Source organism: Streptomyces sp. NPDC050738, from assembly GCF_040654175.1.
Taxonomy (GTDB): domain Bacteria; phylum Actinomycetota; class Actinomycetes; order Streptomycetales; family Streptomycetaceae; genus Streptomyces.
In genome coordinates, this window is sequence record NZ_JBFAHN010000003.1 from 340,080 (window position 1) to 360,530 (window position 20,451).

Consider the following 20,451-nt stretch of genomic DNA (forward strand, 5'->3'; position numbering starts at 1 on the left):
TAACTTCACTGGGGCCGGGTAGCCGCGCGGCCATGGCTCCACCACCGAGGAACGATCCGAAGAGCAACACCCCGATCACGACGCGTCGATCCGTGCGTCGCCGCTCCCTCCTGTTCGGCACGGCTGCCCTGGGCGCTGCGGGGGCGCTCGGGGCGGCCGGCTGCGCCAAGGTCCCGTCAGGGAACACTCTGGCGCGGCTCAAGTCACAGGGGACCGTGCGGCTGGGCATCGCGGGCGAGGTGCCGTACGGCTACATCAACGACCAGGGCGAGTTCACCGGCGAGGCGGTGGAGCTCGCGAAGATCATCTTCAAGCGTCTGGGCATAGCCCACGTGCAGCCGGTCGCCACCGACTTCTCCTCCCTCATACCCGGCCTCAACTCCCAGCAGTTCGACGTCGTCTCGGCCGGGATGTACATCAACAAAGAGCGCTGTGCGCAGGTCATCTTCGCCGACCCCGAGTATCAGATGCTGGATTCCTTCATCGTCCGCAAGGGCAATCCGAAGAACCTGCACAACTACGAGGACGTGGTGAAGCGACACGCGAAGTTCGGCACCGGCACCGGTTACGCGGAGATCGCCTACGCGGTGGCCGCCGGCTACCGCGAGAAGGACATCGTCATCCTGCAGGACCAGGTGGCGGGCCTCAACGCCGTCGAGTCCGGCCGGATCGACGTCTTCGCCGGTACCGCGCTCACCGCCCGCAGCGTGGTGAAGAAGTCCAGCAAGGCCGAGGCGACAGAGGCCTTCGCCACCGTCATCGACGGCAAGAAGAAGATCGACGGCGGCGGATTCACCTTCCGCCCCACCGACACCGAACTGCGTGACGCCTTCAATGTCGAGATCCACAAGATGAAGAAGAGCGGCGAACTCTTCCGGGTCCTGCAGCCGTTCGGCTTCACCAAGGCGGAGATGACCACGCTGACGGCCAAGGAGCTGTGCGCATGACGTCAGGACTGTGGCAGCACTGGGTACTCCCAGGCATCTGGATCACCATCCAACTGACCGTCTACAGCGCCGCGCTGGCGACCTTCGTCGCGTTCGGCGTCGGGATGGCCCGCACCCACCGCTCGCGCTTCGTGCGCTTCCTGGCGGGTTTCTACACCGAGATCTTCCGCGGCACCTCGGCCCTGGTCCTGATGTTCTGGATCTTCTTCGTGATGCCGAACCTCTTCGGCTGGGCGCTCGTCCCGATGTGGGCCGCCGTCCTGGCACTCGGACTGAGTTACGGGGCGTACGGCGCCGAGATCGTGCGCGGCGCCCTGAACGCCGTCTCCCCCGCCCAGCGCGAGGCGGGCATCGCGCTCAACTTCACGCCGTGGCAGCAGATGAAGCTGATCCGCCTTCCGCAGGCGATCCCCGAGATGATCCCGCCGTTCTCGAACCTCCTCGTCGAGCTGCTCAAGGGCACCGCCCTGGTCTCGCTGCTCGGCGTCGGTGACGTGTCGTTCGCCGCGTACCTGGTGCGCCTCGCGACCCAGGAGAGCCAGCAGATCTACGCGATCACGCTCGTCATCTACTTCGTGATCGCCTTCCTCCTCACCCGGGGGATGCGCCTGCTCGAGCGCAGGACCAAGGCCACTCTCGGCCTGACGACCGTGGCCGCCGGAGGTGCCAAGTGAACAGCTGGGACTGGTCAGCGGTCTGGGACTTCATGCCGCGCTTCTGGGACGGCCTGCTGGTCTCCCTGCAGATCCTCGCGCTGGGCTCGGTGCTCTCCTTCGCACTCGGCCTGGTCTGGGCGATCGCCTTCCGGGCGCCGACACGCTTCATCCGGTGGCCGGTGAACCTCATCACCGAGTTCATCCGCAACACCCCGCTGCTCGTGCAGCTGTTCTTCCTCTTCTTCGTACTGCCCGACTGGGGCATCCAGTTCTCCGCCCTGACCACCGGCACGGTGGCGATCGGCGTGCACTACTCGACGTACACCGCACAGGTCTACCGGGCCGGCATCGACGCCGTCCCCGTCGGCCAGTGGGAGGCGGCCACCGCGCTGTCCCTGCCCACCGGCCGCACCTGGACGGCGGTGATCCTCCCGCAGGCGATCCGCCGGGTGGTCCCCGCGCTCGGCAACTACGTCATCGCGATGCTGAAGGACACCCCTCTGGTCGTCGCGATCAGTGTGCTCGACCTGCTCGGCCAGGCCCGCCTGGAGAGCTCGCACACCTTCCAGTACACCGAGCCGCTGACCGTCGTCGGCGTCGCCTTCATCCTCATCGCCTATCCGGCATCTCTTCTTGTACGAGCCCTGGAGCGCCGCCTTGTCCGCTGAAGCCACCCCCGCGCCCAACCCCGTGCCCACTCCCGATCCGGCCGTGAAGGAGCTGATCCGCTTCGACAACGTCACCAAGCGATTCGGCCAGAACACGGTCCTGGACAACCTCTGTTTCTCCGTACAGCCGGGCAAGCACGTCACGCTGATCGGACCTTCCGGTTCCGGTAAGACGACGATCCTGCGCCTGCTGATGACGCTCCTCAAGCCCGACGAGGGCACGATCCACGTCAACGGCGATCCGCTCTTCCCCGCGCCCGAGAAGCAGGTGCGCGAGGTACGGAAGCACATCGGCATGGTCTTCCAGCAGTTCAACCTCTTCCCCAACATGAACGTCCTGCGGAACATCACCGAGGCCCCGGTCCGGGTCCTCGGGATGGACAAGGACGAGGCCGCCGAGCGCGCGAAGAGCCTGCTCGACCTGGTAGGACTCGGCGACCGCGTCGATGCCAAGCCCAGTCAGCTCTCCGGCGGCCAGCAGCAGCGCGTCGCCATCGCGCGGGCGCTCGCGATGCGCCCGCAGGTGCTCCTGCTCGACGAGGTGACCTCCGCGCTCGACCCCGAGCTGGTCGCGGGCGTACTCGACGTGCTTCGGGACATCGCACGCACCACGGACATCACCATGCTCTGTGTGACCCACGAGATGAATTTCGCCCGGGACATCTCCGACGAGGTCCTGATGTTCGATTCCGGGAAGGTGATCGAGTCCGGTTCTCCGGAGAAAATCTTCAGCGACCCGGGACACGAACGTACGCGCGAGTTCCTGAGCGCGGTCCTCTGACCTCCCGATCCCGCGATAAATCGTGACCCTGGCATATGCCACGGTGGCGCACCCCAGCGTATGGCCCTGGGGTGCGCCACCATTCTCGTCAACACCCGCCCCGTTGAGGGGTCTTGGCGGCTATCGTGGGGTGCGAGCAAACGGTCACAACCTGTAGGGGGAACCGTGGCGCTGAAGCCCGAGCCGACCGCGCCGTTCCATTCGGTGCAGTACGCACTCCGCGTGCTCGAGTCGATCTCGAAACACGGCGGGGGTGTCACCGACACCCAGATCTCCCGCGAAACCGGTCTGCCCACCGTCCATCTCACCTCCCTGCTGCTGATGCTGCGCCGCGAGGGGTACGTCGAGCAGACCGCCGACGGCGCGTACGTCATCGGCGACTCGCTCGTCCTGCTCGGTTCCGGCGCCACCCGGAAGGCGGCCCTGGAGGCCAAGCTCCAGGAGACCCTCACCGAGCTGCGGGACTCGCTCGGAGCCGCGGTCTACATCAGCCGGTACCTCGACGGCGAGGTCAAGATCACCCAGGTCGCCGACGGTCCGCGTACGCCGGCGGTGCACGAGTGGGTGGACTTCCGCTCCTCGGCCCACGCCAGCGCCGTGGGCAAGTGCCTGCTCACCCAGCTCGACCAGAACGGTCGCCGCGACCACCTCTCCCGCCACAAGATCGCCCGGCTGACCTCCAAGACGATCACCAACGAGCGGGTCCTCTTCTCCAAGCTGGACAGCCAGCCGGCCACGGTCCCCGTGCTCGATCTCCAGGAGTACGCGGTGGGCACGGTCTGCGCGGCCGTACCGCTGACGGCGGGTGCGGCCGTCGGCTGCCTGGCCCTCTCGCTGCCGCTGGAACACGCCCACCGGCTGCGCGCGGCGGCGGACACGCTGAACCGGCGGGCCGCGCCGGTGGTGCTCTCGCTGGCGATCTAGGCCCGGGCGGGGAACTGGTTTGGAGCACCCCTGCGGACCAGGTATTCTTCTCTTGTCACCAGGCGCCGTTAGCTCAGTTGGTTAGAGCAGCTGACTCTTAATCAGCGGGTCCGGGGTTCGAGTCCCTGACGGCGCACAGACGGAGAAAGCCCCTCGCAGGTTCACCTGCGAGGGGCTTTTTCGTGTCCGCACGCTCAGGCCTTGAGGTAGGCGAGCACCGCCAGGACCCGGCGGTGCGTGTCGTCCGCCTGCGGCAGCCCGAGCTTCCCCAGGATGTTGCCGATGTGCTTGCCGACCGCGGCCTCGGTGACGACGAGCGCCCGTGCGATCGCCGCGTTGGACTTCCCTTCGGCGACCAGGCCGAGCACCTCGCGCTCGCGCGGGGTGAGCTTCTCCAGGGGATCGCGGTGGCGGCGCAGCAGCTGCCGTACGACCTCGGGGTCGACCACCGTGCCACCGCCCGCGACGGACTCCAGCGCGGCGACGAACTCCTCGACCTGCCCGATGCGGTCCTTGAGGAGATAGCCGACGCCCGTGCCGTCGCCGGTGTCGAGCAGTTCGGCCGCGTAGGACCGCTGGACGTACTGACTGAGAACGAGGACCGGCAGCGACGGCTGTTCGGCGCGCAGGGCGAGGGCGGCGCGCAGCCCCTCGTCCTGGAAGGCGGGCGGCATCCGTACGTCCGTGACGACGATGTCCGGACGGTGGGCGGCCACCGCGGCGGGCAGCGCCCCGGCGTCCCCGACCGCGGCGACGACCTGGTGCCCGAAACGCGCGAGCAGTCCGGTCAGGCCCTCGCGCAGCAGCACACTGTCCTCGGCGAGCACTACGGACAGGGGCGGCACGGGATCTCCAGTCGCAGGACGGTCGGCCCGCCGGGCGGGCTGGTGATCGACAGTGTGCCATCGAGCACGGCGAGCCGGTCGGCCAGGCCGGTCAGGCCCGTGCCTCGCGACGGGTCCGCCCCGCCGCGGCCGTCGTCGCACACGACCGCCTCAAGGCGTCCGCGCCGGTGGTGTGCGGTGACCTGGGCTTGCTGTGCCCCGCTGTGCTTGGCGACGTTGGCGAGCGCTTCGAGAAGGGCGAAGTAGGCGGCGGTCTCGACCTGTTGGGGCAGCCGGGGCAGGTCGATGTCCGTGTCGACGGGCACGGCGGAGCGGTCCGCGGCGTCCTCCAGGGCGGCCCCGAGTCCGTAGTCCGTGAGCACCTGGGGGTGGATGCCCTGGATCAGATCCCGGATCTCGACGAGCACTTGGCCGGCCTCGTCGTGCGCTCCGCCGATCCGGTCCGCGAGCGGTCCGGGCGGTGCGTCCATCCGCAGCAGCCCCAGCGTCATGGTGAGCGCGACGAGCCGCTGCTGCGCACCGTCGTGCAAGTCCCGCTCGATGCGACGCCGTTCGGCTTCGAAGGAGTCGACGAGGCGGGCGCGTGAGCGCACCACCTCCGCCTCCTTCGGGGCGAGCAGCAGCCGGGTGAACGCGGCCCGCGCGCCCGCGAGTGCGCCGAGCGGATACAGCAGTACGGCGAGGAGCGCGACCCCGCCGGCCGCCAGCGCGAAGGCCGCCGGGTAGGAGTCGACGAGCCAGATCTTGACGACCTTGGCCTCGTGGCCGTCCAGGGCGAGTTGCACCGGCGCGAGCATCATCCCCGCGGGCGCCAGCAGCGCGACGCCGACGGCGAGGAGGTCGAGCGGCCAGAGCACCAGTGCGTGCAGCAGCGCGTACGCGAGCTCCCGCCAGGTGGCCTGCTCGGTGAAGCGCAGCCGCGCCCACGCGAGAAGCCCCGGTTCGGCGGGGTCGCGGTGCGGGCTCGGCGCGGGCGCATCCTCCGCGATCCGCAGCCGCCTGCGCTCGACGGCGGCCAGCGGCACCCCCACGAGCAGGAGCAGCGGCAGCCCGACGCCCACCAGCGAGAAGACCGCGAGCAGCACGATCGCGACCAGCGCAGGGATCCCGGTGAGCGCACCGCTCAGCAGATACGCCGCCGAGCGCCAGGGCCAGCGGGTGCGCAGATACCGAGGCCCGGTGAGGGCCTGCCAGGGGGTGTTCATGGCGGTAACGGTAAGGGCCGGGAACCGCCTCCGACCAGCCGCCCAGTGGGCGCTTCGGGGGTAGGCCCAGCCCTACCCCCGTCCCTTCCCGCACTCCCCAGACATACGTTTTACACACTCGTACTAGACAACCGTTTATGACGCCCGTACAGTCACTGTCATGAAGAACCCGACGAGCACCACAGCAGCCGCAGGCACCGCAGGCCGCAAGGAATGGACCGCCTTCGTCGTCCTCCTGCTGCCCCTCCTCCTGGTCTCGATGGACGTCTCCGTCCTGTACTTCGCGGCCCCCTCCATCACCCGCGAGCTCGACCCCAGCGCCACCCAGCAGCTCTGGATCTTCGATGTGTACGGATTCGCGCTCGCCGGACTCCTCATCACCATGGGCTCGCTCGGCGACCGCATCGGCCGCCGCAAGCTCCTCCTCTTCGGAGCCGCGGCCTTCGGCCTCGCCTCGGTCGGGGCGGCGTACGCACAGAGCGCCGAAATGCTCATCGCCGCACGGGCGTTGCTCGGTATCGGCGGTGCGACCCTGATGCCCTCGACCATGGCGCTGGTCCGCAACATGTTCACCGACGAGAAGCAGCGCACCAAGGCGATCGGCATCTGGTCGGGCGCCATGGCCGGCGGGATCGCGCTCGGTTCGGTGATGAGCGGCATCATGCTGGAGCACTTCTGGTGGGGCTCGGTCTTCCTGATCAACGTCCCCGCGATGGTGCTCCTGCTGATCCTGGTGCCGGTCCTGGTCCCGGAGTTCAAGGACCCGAACCCGGGCCGCTTCGACCTCGTCTCCATCCCGCTCTCGATGGGCTCGGTCCTCCCGGTCATCTACGGCCTCAAGGAGATCGCGTCGAACGGCTTCAGCGTCCCGATGATCCTGCTCATCGCCCTGGGTGCCGCGCTCGGTTACGTCTTCGTACGCCGCCAGCGCACCGCACCCCACGCGATGATCAACCCTTCCCTCTTCCGTGACCGCCGCTTCGGCGCCGGCATCAGCCTCAACACCATCGCCGCGCTCGCCATGATGGGCTCGGCGCTCTTCACCACGCAGTACCTCCAGCTCATCCTCGGCATGAGCACCATGGAGGCCGCGTTCTGGTCGCTCGCCCCCTCGATCGCCGTCGGGATCGCCGCGCCGACCGCAGGTGCGCTCGGCCAGAAGTACGACCGTGCCTACGTCATGGCGGGCGGATTCCTCATCGGTGCCGTCGGGTTCGCCCTGTTGATCCTCAGCGGAACCGACTCCCTGTGGATCGTCCTCGTCGGCGCGGGCATCATCAGCTGCGGCATCGTGACGGTGATGGTCCTGGTCACCGACATGGCGCTGGGTACGGCTCCGGTGGAGAAGGCGGGCTCGGCGGCCTCGCTCCTGGAGACGGGGCAGGAGTTCGGCGGGGCGCTGGGCATGGCGGTCCTGGGCTCGATCGCCACGGCGGTCTACCGCTCGGACATGCCGTCCTCCGCTCCTTCGGCGGCCCGGGAGACCCTGGGCGGCGCGGCGGCGACGGGCGACGCGGGTCTGCTGCACACGGCCCAGGAGGCCTTCGTGCACGGCATGCAGTACGCGGCGGTCGGCGGGAGCGCGGTCCTGGTGGCGGGAGCGGTGCTGACCCTGACCGTGCTGCGGGGCGTCGGATCAACTCCCGTACCGGCTAAGGAGACCAAGGAGCTTGCGGCCGTCGCGTGAGCACCGACCGTACGAAAACGGAAAGGGCCGACCGTCTCCCCGACGGCCGGCCCTTCCGGCATTCCTACTCTCCTTCGGCCTACTTCTTCAGCGCCTCCAGAACGGCTGCCGCCTGGTGGTCGGCGCCCAGCCTGTTGGGGTGGAAGGGGATCGCCAGGCCGAGCGGGGTCGCGGAGAGCGGGACGATGCCCTCGACGTACTTCACGCCCGGCGCCTGGCAGACATCGTGGCCGATGGACCCCGTGTAGGTGTCGACGAACTCCACGTCCGCCTCCTTCGCGGCCTGCGCGACCGCCCCGTCGAGCTCCTTGAGCTTCGCGCCGATCCACTGGAGGTCGTCGTCGAGCACCTGGAGGTACGGGTAGCAGCCGTGGTTCAGCGGCGCTCCCGCCAGATAGTCGACGGCCAGCACCCTCGCCTTGGGCGAACGGTCCTTGATCGCCTTGAAGGTGTCGCGGAGCACCGGCACCACCTTCGCGATCCGCTGCGACATCTCGTCCGTGCCATCCGGCTTCACCCAGTTCGCCTTGCACCCGCCGCCGAGCGGGGCGGGCAGATGCGCGCCGGGGACGAGTTCCAGCTGGGGCAGCAGATTGATGCAGCCCTTGAGCGCGCCGGCGAGGCCGATGTCGTTGCCGCCGATGCCGATGGTCACCAGGTCGGTGGTGGGCGTCAGCCGCTTGAACTGCTCGTCGTTGGTGCCCCAGGCGAGACCGGGGATGATGTTGACGTCCTGCTTCTTCGTCATCTCCACGGTGGTCGCGCTGCCGCAGGTGGCGTCCTTGAAGGAGGGCACGCCGATCGCCTTGGCGACCTGCTTCGGATAGTTCCAGCTCGACTGCGCGCAGCCGCTTGGCGCGTACGTGGAGTCGATGCCGATCGGCGTGACGTCGGCGGACCAGGAGTCCCCGAGGGCGACGTACTCGTTGTACTGCGGCCCTCGGCCCGGGTCCGCATGGGCGGGGGCGGCGGCGAGGGCGCAGGCGGCGACGGCGAGCGCGAGCAGGGCGCGGGACGGCTTCATCCCTGCATCAAGCCACCGATGGGCCCGCGCACGGGGTACGCCCGGCCCGGATTCACCCCTGCGAGTCGCGCGGCTCAGCCGACTGTGCGATCACCCCGTACGGGCTGACCCGTTTCGGCCCGGTCGAGCAGCTCCTCCCGCCCCCGCTCGCGGTACTCGGCCCGCAGCCCCGCCACGTCTTCCCCGGTCAGCTTCCGGTACGTCCCGTCGGGCGCCCACCAGACCTCGTCCGCGCTCCCCGCGAACCCTTCCGCGCGCAGGGCGACCCGGTGCACCTTGTTGGTGGCGGTCACCGGCATCTCCCGTACGAGGCGCACGAAGCGGGGTGCCATCTTCGTCCCCAAGTCGCCCTGCGCACGCAGGAATCGAGCGAACCTCTCCGCGTCGAAAGCGACCCCCTCCCGGAGCGCCACCGCCGCCATCACCTGGTCTCCGGCCACCGGGTCCGGTACGGCGTACACCGCGACGGCGGCCGCGTCCTCCCACCGGGCCAGGATGTTCTCGATCATCGCCGCGGCCAGGTTCTCGCTGTCGACGCGCAGCCGGTCGTCCGTGCGGCCCGCGAAGTACAGGAATCCGTCCGCGTCCCTGAAGAAGAGGTCGCCGGTCCAGTACCAGCCACCGCGCCGCCGGGCCGCGTCCGCGGCGTCATTGCGCCAGTACCCCTCGAAGGGATTGGGGCCGCGGTTCACCAACTCCCCTATCGCTTCAGCGCCGTTGAGCAGCTGTCCGCCCGACCCGAAGCGGGCGACGGCGCGCTCCCGGCCCGTCTCCGGGTCGACGACCGCCAGCTGGTCGCCGGGCTGTGCCCGGCCCACCGCGCCCGCCGGGGTGTCCGGGGTCCGCTGTACGGCGGCCCCGCCCTCCGAGGATCCGTACCCCTCCACCAGCGGCGCCCCGAACCGCGCCTTGAAGCGTGCCGCGTCCACCGCGCCCGCCTCCGTGCCGAACCCCATGCGCAGCCCGTGCTCACGGTCGTCACCGCGTTCGGGAGTGGCCAGGAGGTACTGCACGGCCCGCCCCACATACGTGAAGTAGGTCGCCCCGAACTTCCTTACGTCGCCGAGGAATCCGGACGCCGAGAACCTCTCCCGCAGCGCCACGGACGCGCCGCCCGCCAGCGCGGGCGCCCAGTTCGCGATCACCGCGTTCCCGTGGAACATCGGCATGCACACATAGTGGACGTCGTCCCCGGTGACCTTGAACTGCCGTACCAGCGACTGCCCGGCGGCGGCCAGCCGCCCCTGGGTGCAGATCGCCGCCTTGGGCGCACCGGTCGACCCCGACGTGAAGTACAGGAGCATCCGGCTGGCGGGCTCCACGACCCTGGCCACGGCGTCGCCCGGCTTGGCACCCGCGTAGGGGGCGAGGAGTTCCTCGTACGCATCGGTCCCGGTCACCAGCATGCGTACGCCCGGGAGTTGGAGCCCGTCGAGGAGTCCGACGCGCTCGCGCGAGGTGACCAGCACCCGGCACTCGGTGTGGACGATGTCGCGCGCCAGCTCCGCCCCGCGCCGGGTCGGGTTGATGCCGGCGACGGCGACCCCCGCCAGGGCCGCGGCGCTCAGCCACAGGGGAAATTCGGGGGTGTTGTCGAGCAGCACCCCGAGATGCGGCTGGGCGCCCCGCGGCAGCAGGTCCACGAGCAGCGCGGCCCGCGCGGCCGCGCCGGCCGCCACCTGGTGATGGCTCAGAGTGAGGCTGTCCGCCCGCAGCCCCACTCTGCCGTCACCCCATTGGCGCTCTACGAGCTCCGCGACGGTACCTGCGCTCCCCATGGAATCCATGGGGCAGCACGGTAATTGACGGACCGTCAGAACGATACGTCCGCGCAGGAGTAGAAGGCGTTCGCCGTGTCAGCGACGGTCCAGACGGCCAGGATCACATGGTGACCGGTCTTCTGGGTGGGGATCGTGCCCTGCTGGGAGAGCGTGGCCGGGGGCCGCGCACCCCCGTACGGGACGGTCATGAACGGCTGGGAATCGAGCGCCGCCCTGGTCAGCGGCTTGGAGTCGTCCCAGCCGTTCTTGGTGATGAAGTACTTGAAGTCGGTCGTCGAGTGCATCGCGGTGAACTGCCAGCGGAAGGTGTACCCCTGCCCGCCGGTCAGCTTGGTGGTGGGCCAGGCGCCGCCGCCCGGTGTCTTGGCCGCGTCGAGTGCGGCGAAGTTGGTGTGCCCGGCGGAACAGATCGATCCGTCGGCGGGCCCGGCGCCGGGGAAGCCCTTGAGCCCCTCGACACTCTGGGGTTCGTACTGGATGGCACCACAGCCGGTCACGGTGCCGTTGGCGCAGAGCTTCTGACGGCTCATGGGCTGATCGGTGTAGCCGTGGCTGCTCGCGGGGGAGGTGGCGAGCAGGGACACGCCTGCGACGGCGAGGCCGACAACGGCCACGCCGAGTTGCTTCTTCATACCGCTCCTCAGAGAACGTGGGGGTGTTCTTCTGCACGTGCGGTCTAGACCAAGTCCCAATGTATGGACGTCACTTGAACATGTCCATACCAATGCCGGAACTTCGGCCGTTACGAAGAAGCCCCGGGCTGCCGCCCCGTGTAGAACGCCACCGTCAGATCCTTGACGAGAGCTTTGCGCTCGTAGTCGTCCAATTCGACGAGTCCGCGGTCCGTCAGCCGCGTCACGGTGTCGTCGACCGCGTCCACCACCGAGGTCAGCACGGCGTCCCGGTGCTTGGCGTCGATCGCCGCCACCCGCCGCCGCTGCATCGCGGCGGCCACCTCGGGCGCGTACTCGATGCGCGTCGGCTGCGCCGAGAAGACGTCGATGCCCACCGGCGCCGCCTCCGCCTTCAGCAGCCGGGTCAGCGCGTTGCCGACCGCTTCGGCGTTGCGCAGCGTCGGCGCGTCGGCCTCCGCGTGGAAGGCGTCGGCCGGGAGCTGCGAGAGCACCCGCGCCATCGACGCCTCGACCTGCTCGCGCAGATACGCCTGATGGTCGGCGACCGCGAACGTCGCCCGCGCCGTGTCCCTGATCCGCCACACCACGAGCACCACGACCTGCAGCGCCGTGCCCTGCGCGTCCACCGCGGGCATCGGCTCGCTGCGCCAGTGCCGCAGCCGCACATCCACCCGGCGGCGCAGCAGCAGCGGGCTCAGCCAGACCAGACCGGTCCGCCGCACGCTCCCCCGGTAGTCCCCGCAGAGCGTCAGCACCCACGCGTGCCCGGCCCGCCCGCGCCCGAGCCCGCCGAACGCGAAGAGGAGAACCGCCGCCAGCACGGCGAGCGCGGCGGCCTGACCGATCGCCAGACCGTCGTACGGATACGACTCGATCCCGAGCGCCCCGGTCACCGGCGCCCCGATCACCCCCGCCCGCCACAGCGCCGCCACGATCCCGGCCAGCGCGGCACCACCGGTGAAGACCGCGAGCCAGCCGGGCAGCACGGGCCCGGGCCGTTCGGCGAGCCGGGCGTCGGCGGGCGGTGCGGGCCTGGCCGGGTAACGCGGCGCGGACGCCGGGCGGCGCACGGCCTTCGGCTTCGCCGCCAGGGTGCCGTCCGGCTCCGGGTCGTCCCGGAAGAGCAGGTGCACCGGGATCTCGGTCGTGGACTCGTTGAGGATGACCGAAGTCCGTCGTACGGGCTCAAGGGAATTCATCGCTGCCTCCGTCATGCGAACAACCGCCGCCAGGTTTCGGGGCCGGGGTAGCCATCTGCCGCTCCGCCGCGCCAGCCCTGCGCGCGCTGGAAGGCCTCGACGTTGCGCCGGTCCGCCTCGCCCCAGCGCGGTCCGGGACCCGAGGTGTAGTACGTGCCGAAGCCCTTCTTCACCAGCTGCTTTCCGAGCGCGGTGACCTGGGCGTTGCTCTGCCCCGGCCGGAAATAGCCCCCACCGGGGAAATCCCGGCCTACAGAGCCCTGGGCCGAAGGGGAACTGCTCCCGCCGCTCCCCGGGCTGCCGCCCTGTCCCGCCTTGGGAATGCTCCGGCCGCCGCCTCCGGCGAGCAGCCCCCAGGTGGCGGGCCCCGGCAGCCCGTCGGCCGCCGAACCCTTCCAGCCCTGCGCCTTCTGGAAGGCCTGGGTGGCGAGCCGGTCGGCGTTGCCCCAGCTGGGCCCGGGACCCTGCTGGTAGAAGCGGGTGCCGCCGCGCGCGACGAGCATCCGGCCGAGCTGGGTGACGTAGGCGTTCTTGGCGCCCGGGCCGAAGTACTTCGTCCCCGGGAAGCGGGCCGAGGTTCCGGCGCCGCTGCCGCCCGTGCTCCCGCCGATCAGGCCCTTGTAGCGGTAGGCCACGTAGCGGCTGGAGTTGCTCCAGTACGCGTACGGGGTGATCTGCCGGCGGGCGTGCGGCCTCGTCTCCTCGTACGCGACGTACGAGGTGTGCGAGGCGTCGGCCCAGCCGCCGAAGATGGTCACGTGCGAGCCCTTGGTGGGGTTGGCGGGATTGTGGAAGAGCAGGATGTCGCCGGGCTGGAGATCGGAGGCGGCTATCCGCGTCCCGTACTCGGCGAGGCTGCCCGTCCACTCGCTGCCGTCCAGGTTCCAGGCCATCGAGACGAAGCCCGAGCAGTCCTGCCGGTACCCGTCCGCATAGAACTTGTCCATGCTGTACGGGACCTGCGCGCCCACCCAGAGCTGCGCCCTGGTGATGATGTCGGACCGGGTGGTGGAGGGCAGCTTGCGGGCCAGCGGGTGCTGGGCGACGGCGGCCTGGGGGCTGTCGGGCTGTGCGGCGGTCGGGGAGGTGCGGGCGGCGGCTTCGGTGACCCCGGTGCCGCCGAGCACGACGCCTGCCGCGGTGAGGAGGACCAGCGCCCTGCGGGCGCCGTGCGCGGAGGGGTGGTCCCCGTTGCGCAGCGCCCGGCGCTGCTGGATGCATCCTTCGCACCCGCAGTCGTGAGCGGGTTCGTACTCCTCGAAGACCGGCAGCATCATGCGCGTCCCCTCCGCAATGTCGTGACGTAACTTCACGAGCGTCAGCTTCTCAACTGTCGCCGCATATCGCACTTTGACGGATGAAAAGGATGAAACCCCGACAAATCGAACCTTCGCACGCACGGCGAGGTGCGGAGCACGGCTCGCCGTGCGGTAAAGTTCTCCAGGTCACCAGGCGCCGTTAGCTCAGTTGGTTAGAGCAGCTGACTCTTAATCAGCGGGTCCGGGGTTCGAGTCCCTGACGGCGCACAGACACCTGAGGCCCCACCAGTACCGCTGGTGGGGCCTCGGTCGTTTCGTGCCGGCCGTCCCGCGTCAGTCGTCGGCCTTCTGGAAGAGCTCTTCGGTGTCCGCGTCGAAGCGGACGCTGTACGAGATGTCGTCCGTGTCCCCGCCCTGCTCGTGCCCGCCGATCACCCCGACGACCTTCCCGTCCGCGGTGACCCACGGGCTCCCGCTGGTCCCGCCGCTGAAGCCGGGGCAGCCGATGATCCACTGCTGGTCGGTGTACGCGCGGGCCGTACCGGTACAGGTGACCGGCACCTCGAAGTCGGAGGGGTATCCGGTGACGGTCACCGTGCTGTCCGGGGCCTGGTCGATGCCCAGGGCGTACGCGCCGACCACGTCCTGGATCCGCACACCGTCCTTCGGCTCGACGGCCGCGAAGCCCACGTCCGCGTCCTCGTCCCCGCCGTAGTTCCACTCGGGGGCCGCGGATGTCCAGGCGATGTCCCACTCCCCGTACGGCGCCACTCCGTCGTGATAGCCGGGAACGAAGGTCAGATCGCGGATGGAGATGCCGTCCAGGCAGTGCGCCGCCGTCACGAGCATGTCGCGCCCCTCGCTGCTCACCACGCTCGCCGTGCAGCTGTGGTCGCCGTCCTCCATCGAACCGTGGAAGAGCGCGCCGACCGGGGCCGTGGAGGCCACGCTCCACACCATGCGCGAGTCACCGCGCGCCGCGGTCACGCCCGCGCTCTGCGGGCCGGCGAGCAGTGATGCGGCGAGCGCGAGCGCCAGGGTCGGCATCCGATGGGTCACCCCAGCATCATGCCGAACGATTCTGAACGCCGCCTTTGCAGCGCCCCGTCATCACCAAAGCAACGTTCTCACCTCACCCGTCTCAACCTCTTCACGCGACCGCCACAAAGACCCCTCATCTCGCCTGCATGCCCGGTAAACAGTTCGTTTCACCCTTGCGTTCAAGCTGGAGGTCGGACAATCTGACCAGGAGCCAATGGCCTCAATGGGGCACAAACGTAAAGGAGTTGGGGGGCGTCTGGGGGCTGTGCGGGGATTGGGGACCCCGTTCAAGAACAGATGTGCGGACGATCATCACGCAACCGGAGGATGGTCTTCCCGCGTCTGTACGGACGGCAGCCAGCCACCAGTGATTGCGTCCGGGAAGGTTCGAGGGGGCCTGTCCGGGCGGAAGTGGAGACCGACCGAACACGCAGCCAGCTTGCGTGCGGGGGGATGACTCATGACGTCGACGCCTACCGGCGCCCGACGGGGCGAAGACCCGTCCCAGACCACCCAGTTGCGGGTACCTCAGCAGCTGCGGACCGGCGGACGGAGTCCTCGGCCCGCCAAGGCCCTGCCTCGTTACGACTACGAGCACTACAGCCGGCTCGCGGGGCCGCTGACCCAGCCCGACCCGACCCGGCCATACAGGGTCCAGTACCGCACGCTGCTCTCGCAGGAACCGCACCGCTTCCGCGCCGCCCTGCTGCTCGGCGCGGCCCCGCTGCTCTCGCTGGGTCTGCTGGCCTGGCTGATGCAGCCGGAGCACTGGACCCAGCGCGACTACGCCTCGGACACGCTGAAGGTCCTCGACCTCGTCATGCTCGTCTCGATCGGCCTGATCGAGTTCTTCCGCTGCATGAACGTCCTGTCCAACGCGCACGCCACGCTCGTGGCGAGAGACCCGGTCCCCGTGGTGCCCGAGATGGGCACCAAGGTCGCCTTCCTCACCTCCTTCGTACCCGGCAAAGAGCCCCTGGAGATGGTGACGAAGACCCTGGAGGCCGCGGTGAAGATCCGTCACCGGGGCCTGCTGCATGTCTGGCTGCTCGACGAGGGCGACGACCCCGCCGTCAAGGAGGTCTGTGCGCGGCTCGGAGTCCACCACTTCTCCCGCAAGGGCGTCGCGCAGTGGAACCAGCCCAAGGGCCCGCACCGCGCGAAGACCAAGCACGGCAACTACAACGCCTGGCTCCAGGCCCACGGCGGCGACTACGACTTCTTCGCCTCCGTCGACACCGACCACGTACCGCTCCCCAACTACCTGGAGCGGATGCTCGGTTACTTCCGCGACCCGGACATCGGCTTCGTCATCGGCCCGCAGGTCTACGGCAACTACGACTCCTTCGTGACGAAGGCCGCGGAGTCCCAGCAGTTCCTTTTCCATGCCCTGATCCAGCGTGCGGGCAACGCGTACGGCGCACCGATGTTCGTCGGCACCTCCAATGCCGTACGCATCAAGGCGATCAAGGGCATCGGCGGCCTGTACGACTCCATCACCGAGGACATGGCCACCGGCTTCGAACTGCACCGCGCCAAGAACCCGGAGACGGGCCGCAAATGGCGCTCGGTCTACACCCCCGACGTGCTCGCGGTCGGCGAGGGGCCCACGGCCTGGACGGACTTCTTCACCCAGCAGCTGCGCTGGTCGCGGGGGACGTACGAGACGATCCTCAAGCAGTTCTGGAAGGGGCCCTTCACGCTCCCGCCGGGCAAGTTCTTCAACTACACGATGATGATCATCTTCTACCCGATGTCCGCGATGAACTGGATCCTGGCGGCGCTCAGTTGCGCCCTCTTCCTGGGCATGGGCGCATCGGGCGTACAGATCGATCCGTCGGTGTGGATGATGCTGTACGGCAACGCCTCGGCCCTCCAGATCGGCCTCTACATCTGGAACCGCCGCCACAATGTCTCCCCCCACGAACCGGAGGGCTCGGGCGGCCTGGCCGGCATGGTGATGTCCGCGCTCTCCGCGCCGGTCTACGCCCGCTCGCTCTTCGACGCCGTGCTGCGCCGCAAGAGCACGTTCGTGGTGACGCCCAAGGGCGACTCCTCCAGCCCTGACACCCTCTTCGGCACGTTCCGGATCCACCTCTTCTTCATCCTGGTCTTCGGCGGGTCCCTCGCCGCATCGTTCGTTTTCGGCCACAGCCATCCGGCGATGCTCACCTGGGCCTCGCTCGCCCTGCTGATGACCGCGTCGCCGATCCTCATCTGGCGCTGGACCATGCGCCAGGACAAGAAGAAGGCGAAGGCCGGGCCGCAGGACCGGGAGCACCCGCCGCAGCCGGGGCCGCCCAAGCCGCCGGCCGCGCCGCACGCACCGCAGCAGAAGCCCACCTGGGCGTCCGGCGACCAGACCATGCAGATCGCCCTTGGGGGACGTAACAAATGAAGTACCGTCCAAGCCGCCGTACCCGCCGACTGGCGATCACGACGGCGGTGGTCCTCGCGCTGGCGGGAGCGAACGGGCCCTGGCTGTACCGGGTCGGAACGGACAAGTACCACACCTACACGATCAACAAGCCCGAGTACAAAGCGGACAACGGGCACTGGGCGACGCTGGACATCCCGTCCGAGTACAAGATCAACACGATCCACGCCGCCCTGCTCCACACCGGCAAGATCCTGCTGGTCGCGGGCTCCGGCAACAACCAGAAGAACTTCGACGCGAAGAGCTTCCGGTCGGTGCTCTACGACCCGGCGAAGGACACCTTCAAGAACATCCCGACCCCGAAGGACCTGTTCTGCTCGGGGCACACCCAACTGCCCAACGGGGACCTGCTGATCGCGGGCGGAACCAAGCGCTACGAAAAGCTCAAGGGCGACGTCACCAAGGCCGGCGGCCTGATGATCGTGCACAACGAGGACCCGGACAAGCCGATCACGCTCCCCGCGGGCACGCGCTTCACGGGCCGGCAGAACACGAAGACCTTCGTCTCCAAGGACCCCGTCCTGGTCCCCCGAGCCACGAAGGTCTTCGACAAGGCGACCGGCAAGTTCCTGCGCAACGATCCGGGCCTGGGGCGGATCTACGTCGAGGCGCCGCTGTCCGGGCAGAAGTACGAGACCGGCACGCAGGACAACTACCGGGTCGCAGGTCTCAAGGGGTCGGACGTACGCAACGTATACGGGATGGCGCAGAAGCTCGCCCTCGACAAGAAGGACTTCCAGGGCATCCGCGAGGCGTACGAGTTCGACGCGAAGGCGGAGAAGTACATCACCGTCGACCCGATGAACGAGGCCCGCTGGTACCCGACGCTCACCACCCTCTCGTCGGGGAAGATCCTCGCATTGTCCGGGCTGGACGAGATCGGCCAGCTCGTCCCCGGAAAGAACGAGGTGTACGACCCGACGACGAAGAAGTGGACGTACACGAAGGGGATCCGCCAGTTCCCCACGTATCCGGCGGTCTTCCTCCTCCAGGACGGCAAGCTCTTCTACTCGGGCGCGAACGCGGGCTACGGGCCGGACGATGTGGGCCGCGACCCCGGCGTCTGGGACGTCGAGACGAACTCCTTCGTGAAGCTGCCCGGTCTCGGCGACGCGTCCGACATGGAGACGGCGGGCACGGTGCGGCTGCCGCCCTCGCAGAGCCAGAAGTTCATGGTGCTGGGGGGTGGGGGTGTCGGCGAGTCGGCCGCGTCCTCCGCCAAGACCCGCATCATCGACCTGAGCGTCCCCGACCCGTCCTTCAAGGACGGCCCCTCACTCGACCAGGGCACCCGCTACCCCGCGTCCTCGATCCTGCCCGACGACTCGGTGCTGATCACCGGCGGCTCGAACGACTACCGGGGCCGCGGCGGCTCCAACATCCTCCAGGCGCGGCTGTACGACGCGACGACCGGGCGGATGCGGCGCGTTGCCGACCCCGAGGTGGGGCGGAACTACCACTCGGGGTCGGTCCTGCTGCCCGACGGGCGGGTGCTGACGTTCGGCGGCGACTCGCTCTACTCCGACCAGGGCGACACCAAGCCGGGGGTCTTCGAGCAGCGCATCGAGATCTACACGCCGCCGTATCTCTACCGGGACGGGCGTCCGGAGCTGGGGGCGGGGCCGGGGTCGCTTGCGCGGGGCGCGAGCGGGGTGTTCAGGACGGCGCACGCGGATGCGATCAGGTCGGCGCGGCTGATCAAGCCGAGCGCCTCGACGCATGTCACGGACATCGACCAGACGTCGATCGCGCTGGAGGTGAAGAAGGCGTCGGGCGGGGTGCGGGTCACTGTGCCGGCCAACAAGAATCTGGTCCAACCGGGTTGGTACATGCTGTTCGTGACGGATGATCAGGGAACGCCTTCGGAGGCGCGGTGGGTGCGGGTGCCGTAGGGGCGCAGGAGCTCTCCCCCACCCCGCCCCTTCCCGAAACCGGGGCAGCACCCCGGCCCCCGCCGCACGCGGCCTACGGCCACGTGTCCTCAATCGCCGGACGGGCTGGATCTTGCCGAACTCGGATCACAAGTGCGGACACCCGCACAAGCAAGCCCACGCCAGGCAAAATCAAGCCCGTCCGGCGATTGAGGACCGGGGTCCGGGGCGGAGCCCCGGGAGGAGGCGCGCCCACCCGCCCCCTACTTCGTATTGCGGGCCAAGCCCAACGCGTACTCTGCCCACCAGTCCCCCGCCTTGGGCCCGCCCTTGCAGTCCCCGTCCGACTCCCCCGGCCGCTTCACCCACAGGTACGCGTCCACCAGCGGATCGACCGTCGCCGTCGACGGGGGCTCGCCCAGCGCCCGGCCCGGCGGATTGCACCAGTTCTCGTTCGGGTCGCCGCCCGTATAGGGGCCGTTGCCATTGCGGCTCGTGTCGATCACGAAGTGTTTGCCGCCGACCTTCGCGGACAACGCCTTGCCGAACTCCGTACTGGCCCCCGTCGTCTGGAAGTTGGAAACGTTGACCGCGAATCCGTCGGCCTCCGCGATCCCCGCCCGCTGCAGCGGCTGGAACAGTGCGTCGGGCTTCTGCCAGCCCGCGTTCCCCGCGTCGAGGTAGACCTTCACCGAGGGCTGCTGCTTGAGCCGCTCGACGGCCTTCTTCAGCAGGTCGTACCGCTCCTCGTGGAACTCCTGGGGCGTGCACTCATTGACCATGTGCAGCACCGCGTCCGGCTCCAGGATCACCGTCGCCGGCCGGTCCCCGATCCCCTGGGCCACCTTGTCCACCCACGCGCGGTACGCGTCCCCGTCGGACGCGCCGCCCGCCGAGTGCTGGCCGCAGTCGCGGTGGGGGATGTTGTAGAGCACCAGGAGCGCGTCCCGGTCGGCCTTCTCCGCAGCCTCCGTGAAGCCCCGCGCCTCGGCCTGCGGATCGTCGGGGCCGATCCATTCGCCGGTCGGCTGCGAGGCGATCTTCCGGATCAGAGCGGCGTTCTTGCTGTCGCCGCCCTTCGTGTACGTGGAGACCTGCTGAGCCGCGTTCCCGTCGGGGTTCACCCAGAACGGGTCGTCGCCCTTCGGCTGCTGCGAGACCGGGGGCGACGTCGTCCCCTTGCCGGAATCACCGCCGTCCGACGAGGAACACCCCGCCAGCAGAACCACGGCCCCCACAGCCCCCAGTGCGGCCTTCCGCGCATAACTGCCGTACATCCACTCCCCCTTGGGTGCACTCGCGGCACACACTGTCCCGTCCACTGTGACATACGACTTCGGACAACAGTGGGGTCCGGCTTCTTCGTCTATGACCTGTTACGGGAGCGCCATCACCACGCACAGCGACAGATTCACGACATGGCGTCAAATAGCCTCTAGGCCAGGGCAGTTGAACGTCCTACAGTGTCTGAAGTGGCCCCGGTCCCTGGCC

The 20,451-nt window shown here is 69.2% G+C and carries 16 protein-coding genes, 2 tRNA genes and 1 pseudogene; 10 read left to right on the forward strand and 9 right to left on the reverse strand.

Annotation, left to right across the window (positions count from 1 at the left end):
- The first annotated feature begins 92 nt into the window (after window positions 1-92).
- From ehuB to AB0H78_RS09595, 6 genes are all read left to right on the forward strand, one after another.
- Window positions 93-947 (forward strand): ectoine/hydroxyectoine ABC transporter substrate-binding protein EhuB, encoded by an 855-nt coding sequence (gene ehuB, locus AB0H78_RS09570; RefSeq protein ID WP_363233706.1) that lies wholly within the window; start codon window positions 93-95, stop codon window positions 945-947.
- On the forward strand, window positions 944-1,621 hold the full coding sequence (ehuC, locus tag AB0H78_RS09575) for an ectoine/hydroxyectoine ABC transporter permease subunit EhuC (RefSeq protein WP_363233707.1): 678 nt from the start codon (window positions 944-946) through the stop codon (window positions 1,619-1,621). Before ehuB ends, ehuC begins: the two co-directional genes overlap by 4 nt.
- 32 nt (window positions 1,622-1,653) lie before the next feature.
- Window positions 1,654-2,271 (forward strand): ectoine/hydroxyectoine ABC transporter permease subunit EhuD, encoded by a 618-nt coding sequence (gene ehuD / locus AB0H78_RS09580; RefSeq protein ID WP_363234091.1) that lies wholly within the window; start codon window positions 1,654-1,656, stop codon window positions 2,269-2,271.
- Window positions 2,261-3,052, forward strand: a complete 792-nt coding sequence (gene ehuA, locus AB0H78_RS09585; protein ID WP_363233708.1) for an ectoine/hydroxyectoine ABC transporter ATP-binding protein EhuA — start codon at window positions 2,261-2,263, stop codon at window positions 3,050-3,052. Before ehuD ends, ehuA begins: the two co-directional genes overlap by 11 nt.
- Window positions 3,053-3,217: 165 nt before the next feature.
- Window positions 3,218-3,976, forward strand: coding sequence for an IclR family transcriptional regulator C-terminal domain-containing protein (locus AB0H78_RS09590; protein ID WP_363233709.1), 759 nt, complete (start codon window positions 3,218-3,220; stop codon window positions 3,974-3,976).
- A gap of 62 nt (window positions 3,977-4,038) precedes the next feature.
- Window positions 4,039-4,112: transfer RNA gene (locus tag AB0H78_RS09595), tRNA-Lys, on the forward strand.
- A 58-nt stretch (window positions 4,113-4,170) separates the two neighbouring features.
- Here AB0H78_RS09595 and AB0H78_RS09600 read toward each other — a convergent pair.
- Window positions 4,171-4,803, reverse strand: a complete 633-nt coding sequence (locus AB0H78_RS09600) for a response regulator transcription factor (RefSeq protein WP_363234092.1) — start codon at window positions 4,801-4,803, stop codon at window positions 4,171-4,173.
- The gene (locus AB0H78_RS09605) at window positions 4,803-6,026 is read right to left on the reverse strand and encodes a sensor domain-containing protein (protein ID WP_363233710.1); all 1,224 of its coding nucleotides are present in this window, start codon (window positions 6,024-6,026) and stop codon (window positions 4,803-4,805) included. Before AB0H78_RS09605 ends, AB0H78_RS09600 begins: the two co-directional genes overlap by 1 nt.
- 160 nt (window positions 6,027-6,186) lie before the next feature.
- Between AB0H78_RS09605 and AB0H78_RS09610 the strand changes: the two genes are divergently transcribed.
- On the forward strand, window positions 6,187-7,713 hold the full coding sequence (locus tag AB0H78_RS09610) for an MFS transporter (protein WP_363233711.1): 1,527 nt from the start codon (window positions 6,187-6,189) through the stop codon (window positions 7,711-7,713).
- 79 nt (window positions 7,714-7,792) lie between these two features.
- Here the strand turns inward: AB0H78_RS09610 and AB0H78_RS09615 are convergent, their stop codons facing one another.
- The 5 genes and pseudogenes from AB0H78_RS09615 to AB0H78_RS09635 all read right to left on the reverse strand — a co-directional run bounded on the left by AB0H78_RS09615 (window position 7,793) and on the right by AB0H78_RS09635 (window position 13,629).
- Window positions 7,793-8,737, reverse strand: a complete 945-nt coding sequence (locus tag AB0H78_RS09615; protein WP_363233712.1) for an SGNH/GDSL hydrolase family protein — start codon at window positions 8,735-8,737, stop codon at window positions 7,793-7,795.
- Between the two features lie 74 nt (window positions 8,738-8,811).
- Entirely contained in the window at window positions 8,812-10,515 is a 1,704-nt protein-coding gene (locus AB0H78_RS09620) for an AMP-binding protein (RefSeq protein ID WP_363234093.1), read from the reverse strand.
- Window positions 10,516-10,550: 35 nt separating this feature from the next.
- The gene (locus AB0H78_RS09625) at window positions 10,551-11,150 is read right to left on the reverse strand and encodes a lytic polysaccharide monooxygenase (RefSeq protein ID WP_363233713.1); all 600 of its coding nucleotides are present in this window, start codon (window positions 11,148-11,150) and stop codon (window positions 10,551-10,553) included.
- 110 nt (window positions 11,151-11,260) lie between these two features.
- Window positions 11,261-12,331 (reverse strand): annotated as a pseudogene (locus AB0H78_RS09630) (SPFH domain-containing protein); the annotation flags it as partial.
- Between the two features lie 32 nt (window positions 12,332-12,363).
- The gene (locus tag AB0H78_RS09635) at window positions 12,364-13,629 is read right to left on the reverse strand and encodes a peptidoglycan-binding protein (RefSeq protein ID WP_363233714.1); all 1,266 of its coding nucleotides are present in this window, start codon (window positions 13,627-13,629) and stop codon (window positions 12,364-12,366) included.
- A 175-nt stretch (window positions 13,630-13,804) separates the two neighbouring features.
- On the opposite strand from AB0H78_RS09635, the gene AB0H78_RS09640 reads away from it, so the two are divergent.
- A tRNA-Lys gene (locus AB0H78_RS09640) sits at window positions 13,805-13,878 on the forward strand.
- 66 nt (window positions 13,879-13,944) lie between these two features.
- On the opposite strand, the gene AB0H78_RS09645 is transcribed toward AB0H78_RS09640, so the two are convergent.
- Window positions 13,945-14,670 (reverse strand): trypsin-like peptidase domain-containing protein, encoded by a 726-nt coding sequence (locus tag AB0H78_RS09645; protein WP_363233715.1) that lies wholly within the window; start codon window positions 14,668-14,670, stop codon window positions 13,945-13,947.
- 442 nt (window positions 14,671-15,112) lie between these two features.
- On the opposite strand from AB0H78_RS09645, the gene AB0H78_RS09650 reads away from it, so the two are divergent.
- Together AB0H78_RS09650 and AB0H78_RS09655 are read left to right on the forward strand one after the other, a co-directional pair.
- Entirely contained in the window at window positions 15,113-17,050 is a 1,938-nt protein-coding gene (locus AB0H78_RS09650) for a cellulose synthase catalytic subunit (protein ID WP_363233716.1), read from the forward strand.
- Window positions 17,047-18,981 (forward strand): kelch motif-containing protein, encoded by a 1,935-nt coding sequence (locus AB0H78_RS09655; protein WP_363233717.1) that lies wholly within the window; start codon window positions 17,047-17,049, stop codon window positions 18,979-18,981. Before AB0H78_RS09650 ends, AB0H78_RS09655 begins: the two co-directional genes overlap by 4 nt.
- A gap of 242 nt (window positions 18,982-19,223) precedes the next feature.
- Here the strand turns inward: AB0H78_RS09655 and AB0H78_RS09660 are convergent, their stop codons facing one another.
- Window positions 19,224-20,237 carry a glycoside hydrolase family 6 protein gene (locus AB0H78_RS09660; protein ID WP_363233718.1) on the reverse strand — a complete coding sequence of 338 codons (1,014 nt, stop codon included), beginning with the start codon at window positions 20,235-20,237 and terminating at the stop codon, window positions 19,224-19,226.
- Window positions 20,238-20,451 lie beyond the last annotated feature (214 nt).

Bases quoted from the DNA above. Each gene is read 5' to 3' on its own strand.
- AB0H78_RS09650 (WP_363233716.1), top strand. From the start codon at position 15,113: ATGACGTCGACGCCTACCGGCGCCCGACGGGGCGAAGACCCGTCCCAG.
- AB0H78_RS09610 (WP_363233711.1), top strand. From the start codon at position 6,187: ATGAAGAACCCGACGAGCACCACAGCAGCCGCAGGCACCGCAGGCCGC.
- AB0H78_RS09620 (WP_363234093.1), bottom strand. From the start codon at position 10,515: ATGGGGAGCGCAGGTACCGTCGCGGAGCTCGTAGAGCGCCAATGGGGT.
- AB0H78_RS09625 (WP_363233713.1), bottom strand. From the start codon at position 11,150: ATGAAGAAGCAACTCGGCGTGGCCGTTGTCGGCCTCGCCGTCGCAGGC.
- AB0H78_RS09615 (WP_363233712.1), bottom strand. From the start codon at position 8,737: ATGAAGCCGTCCCGCGCCCTGCTCGCGCTCGCCGTCGCCGCCTGCGCC.
- AB0H78_RS09655 (WP_363233717.1), top strand. From the start codon at position 17,047: ATGAAGTACCGTCCAAGCCGCCGTACCCGCCGACTGGCGATCACGACG.
- AB0H78_RS09635 (WP_363233714.1), bottom strand. From the start codon at position 13,629: ATGATGCTGCCGGTCTTCGAGGAGTACGAACCCGCTCACGACTGCGGG.
- ehuD (WP_363234091.1), top strand. From the start codon at position 1,654: ATGCCGCGCTTCTGGGACGGCCTGCTGGTCTCCCTGCAGATCCTCGCG.
- ehuC (WP_363233707.1), top strand. From the start codon at position 944: ATGACGTCAGGACTGTGGCAGCACTGGGTACTCCCAGGCATCTGGATC.
- AB0H78_RS09605 (WP_363233710.1), bottom strand. From the start codon at position 6,026: ATGAACACCCCCTGGCAGGCCCTCACCGGGCCTCGGTATCTGCGCACC.
- AB0H78_RS09660 (WP_363233718.1), bottom strand. From the start codon at position 20,237: ATGTACGGCAGTTATGCGCGGAAGGCCGCACTGGGGGCTGTGGGGGCC.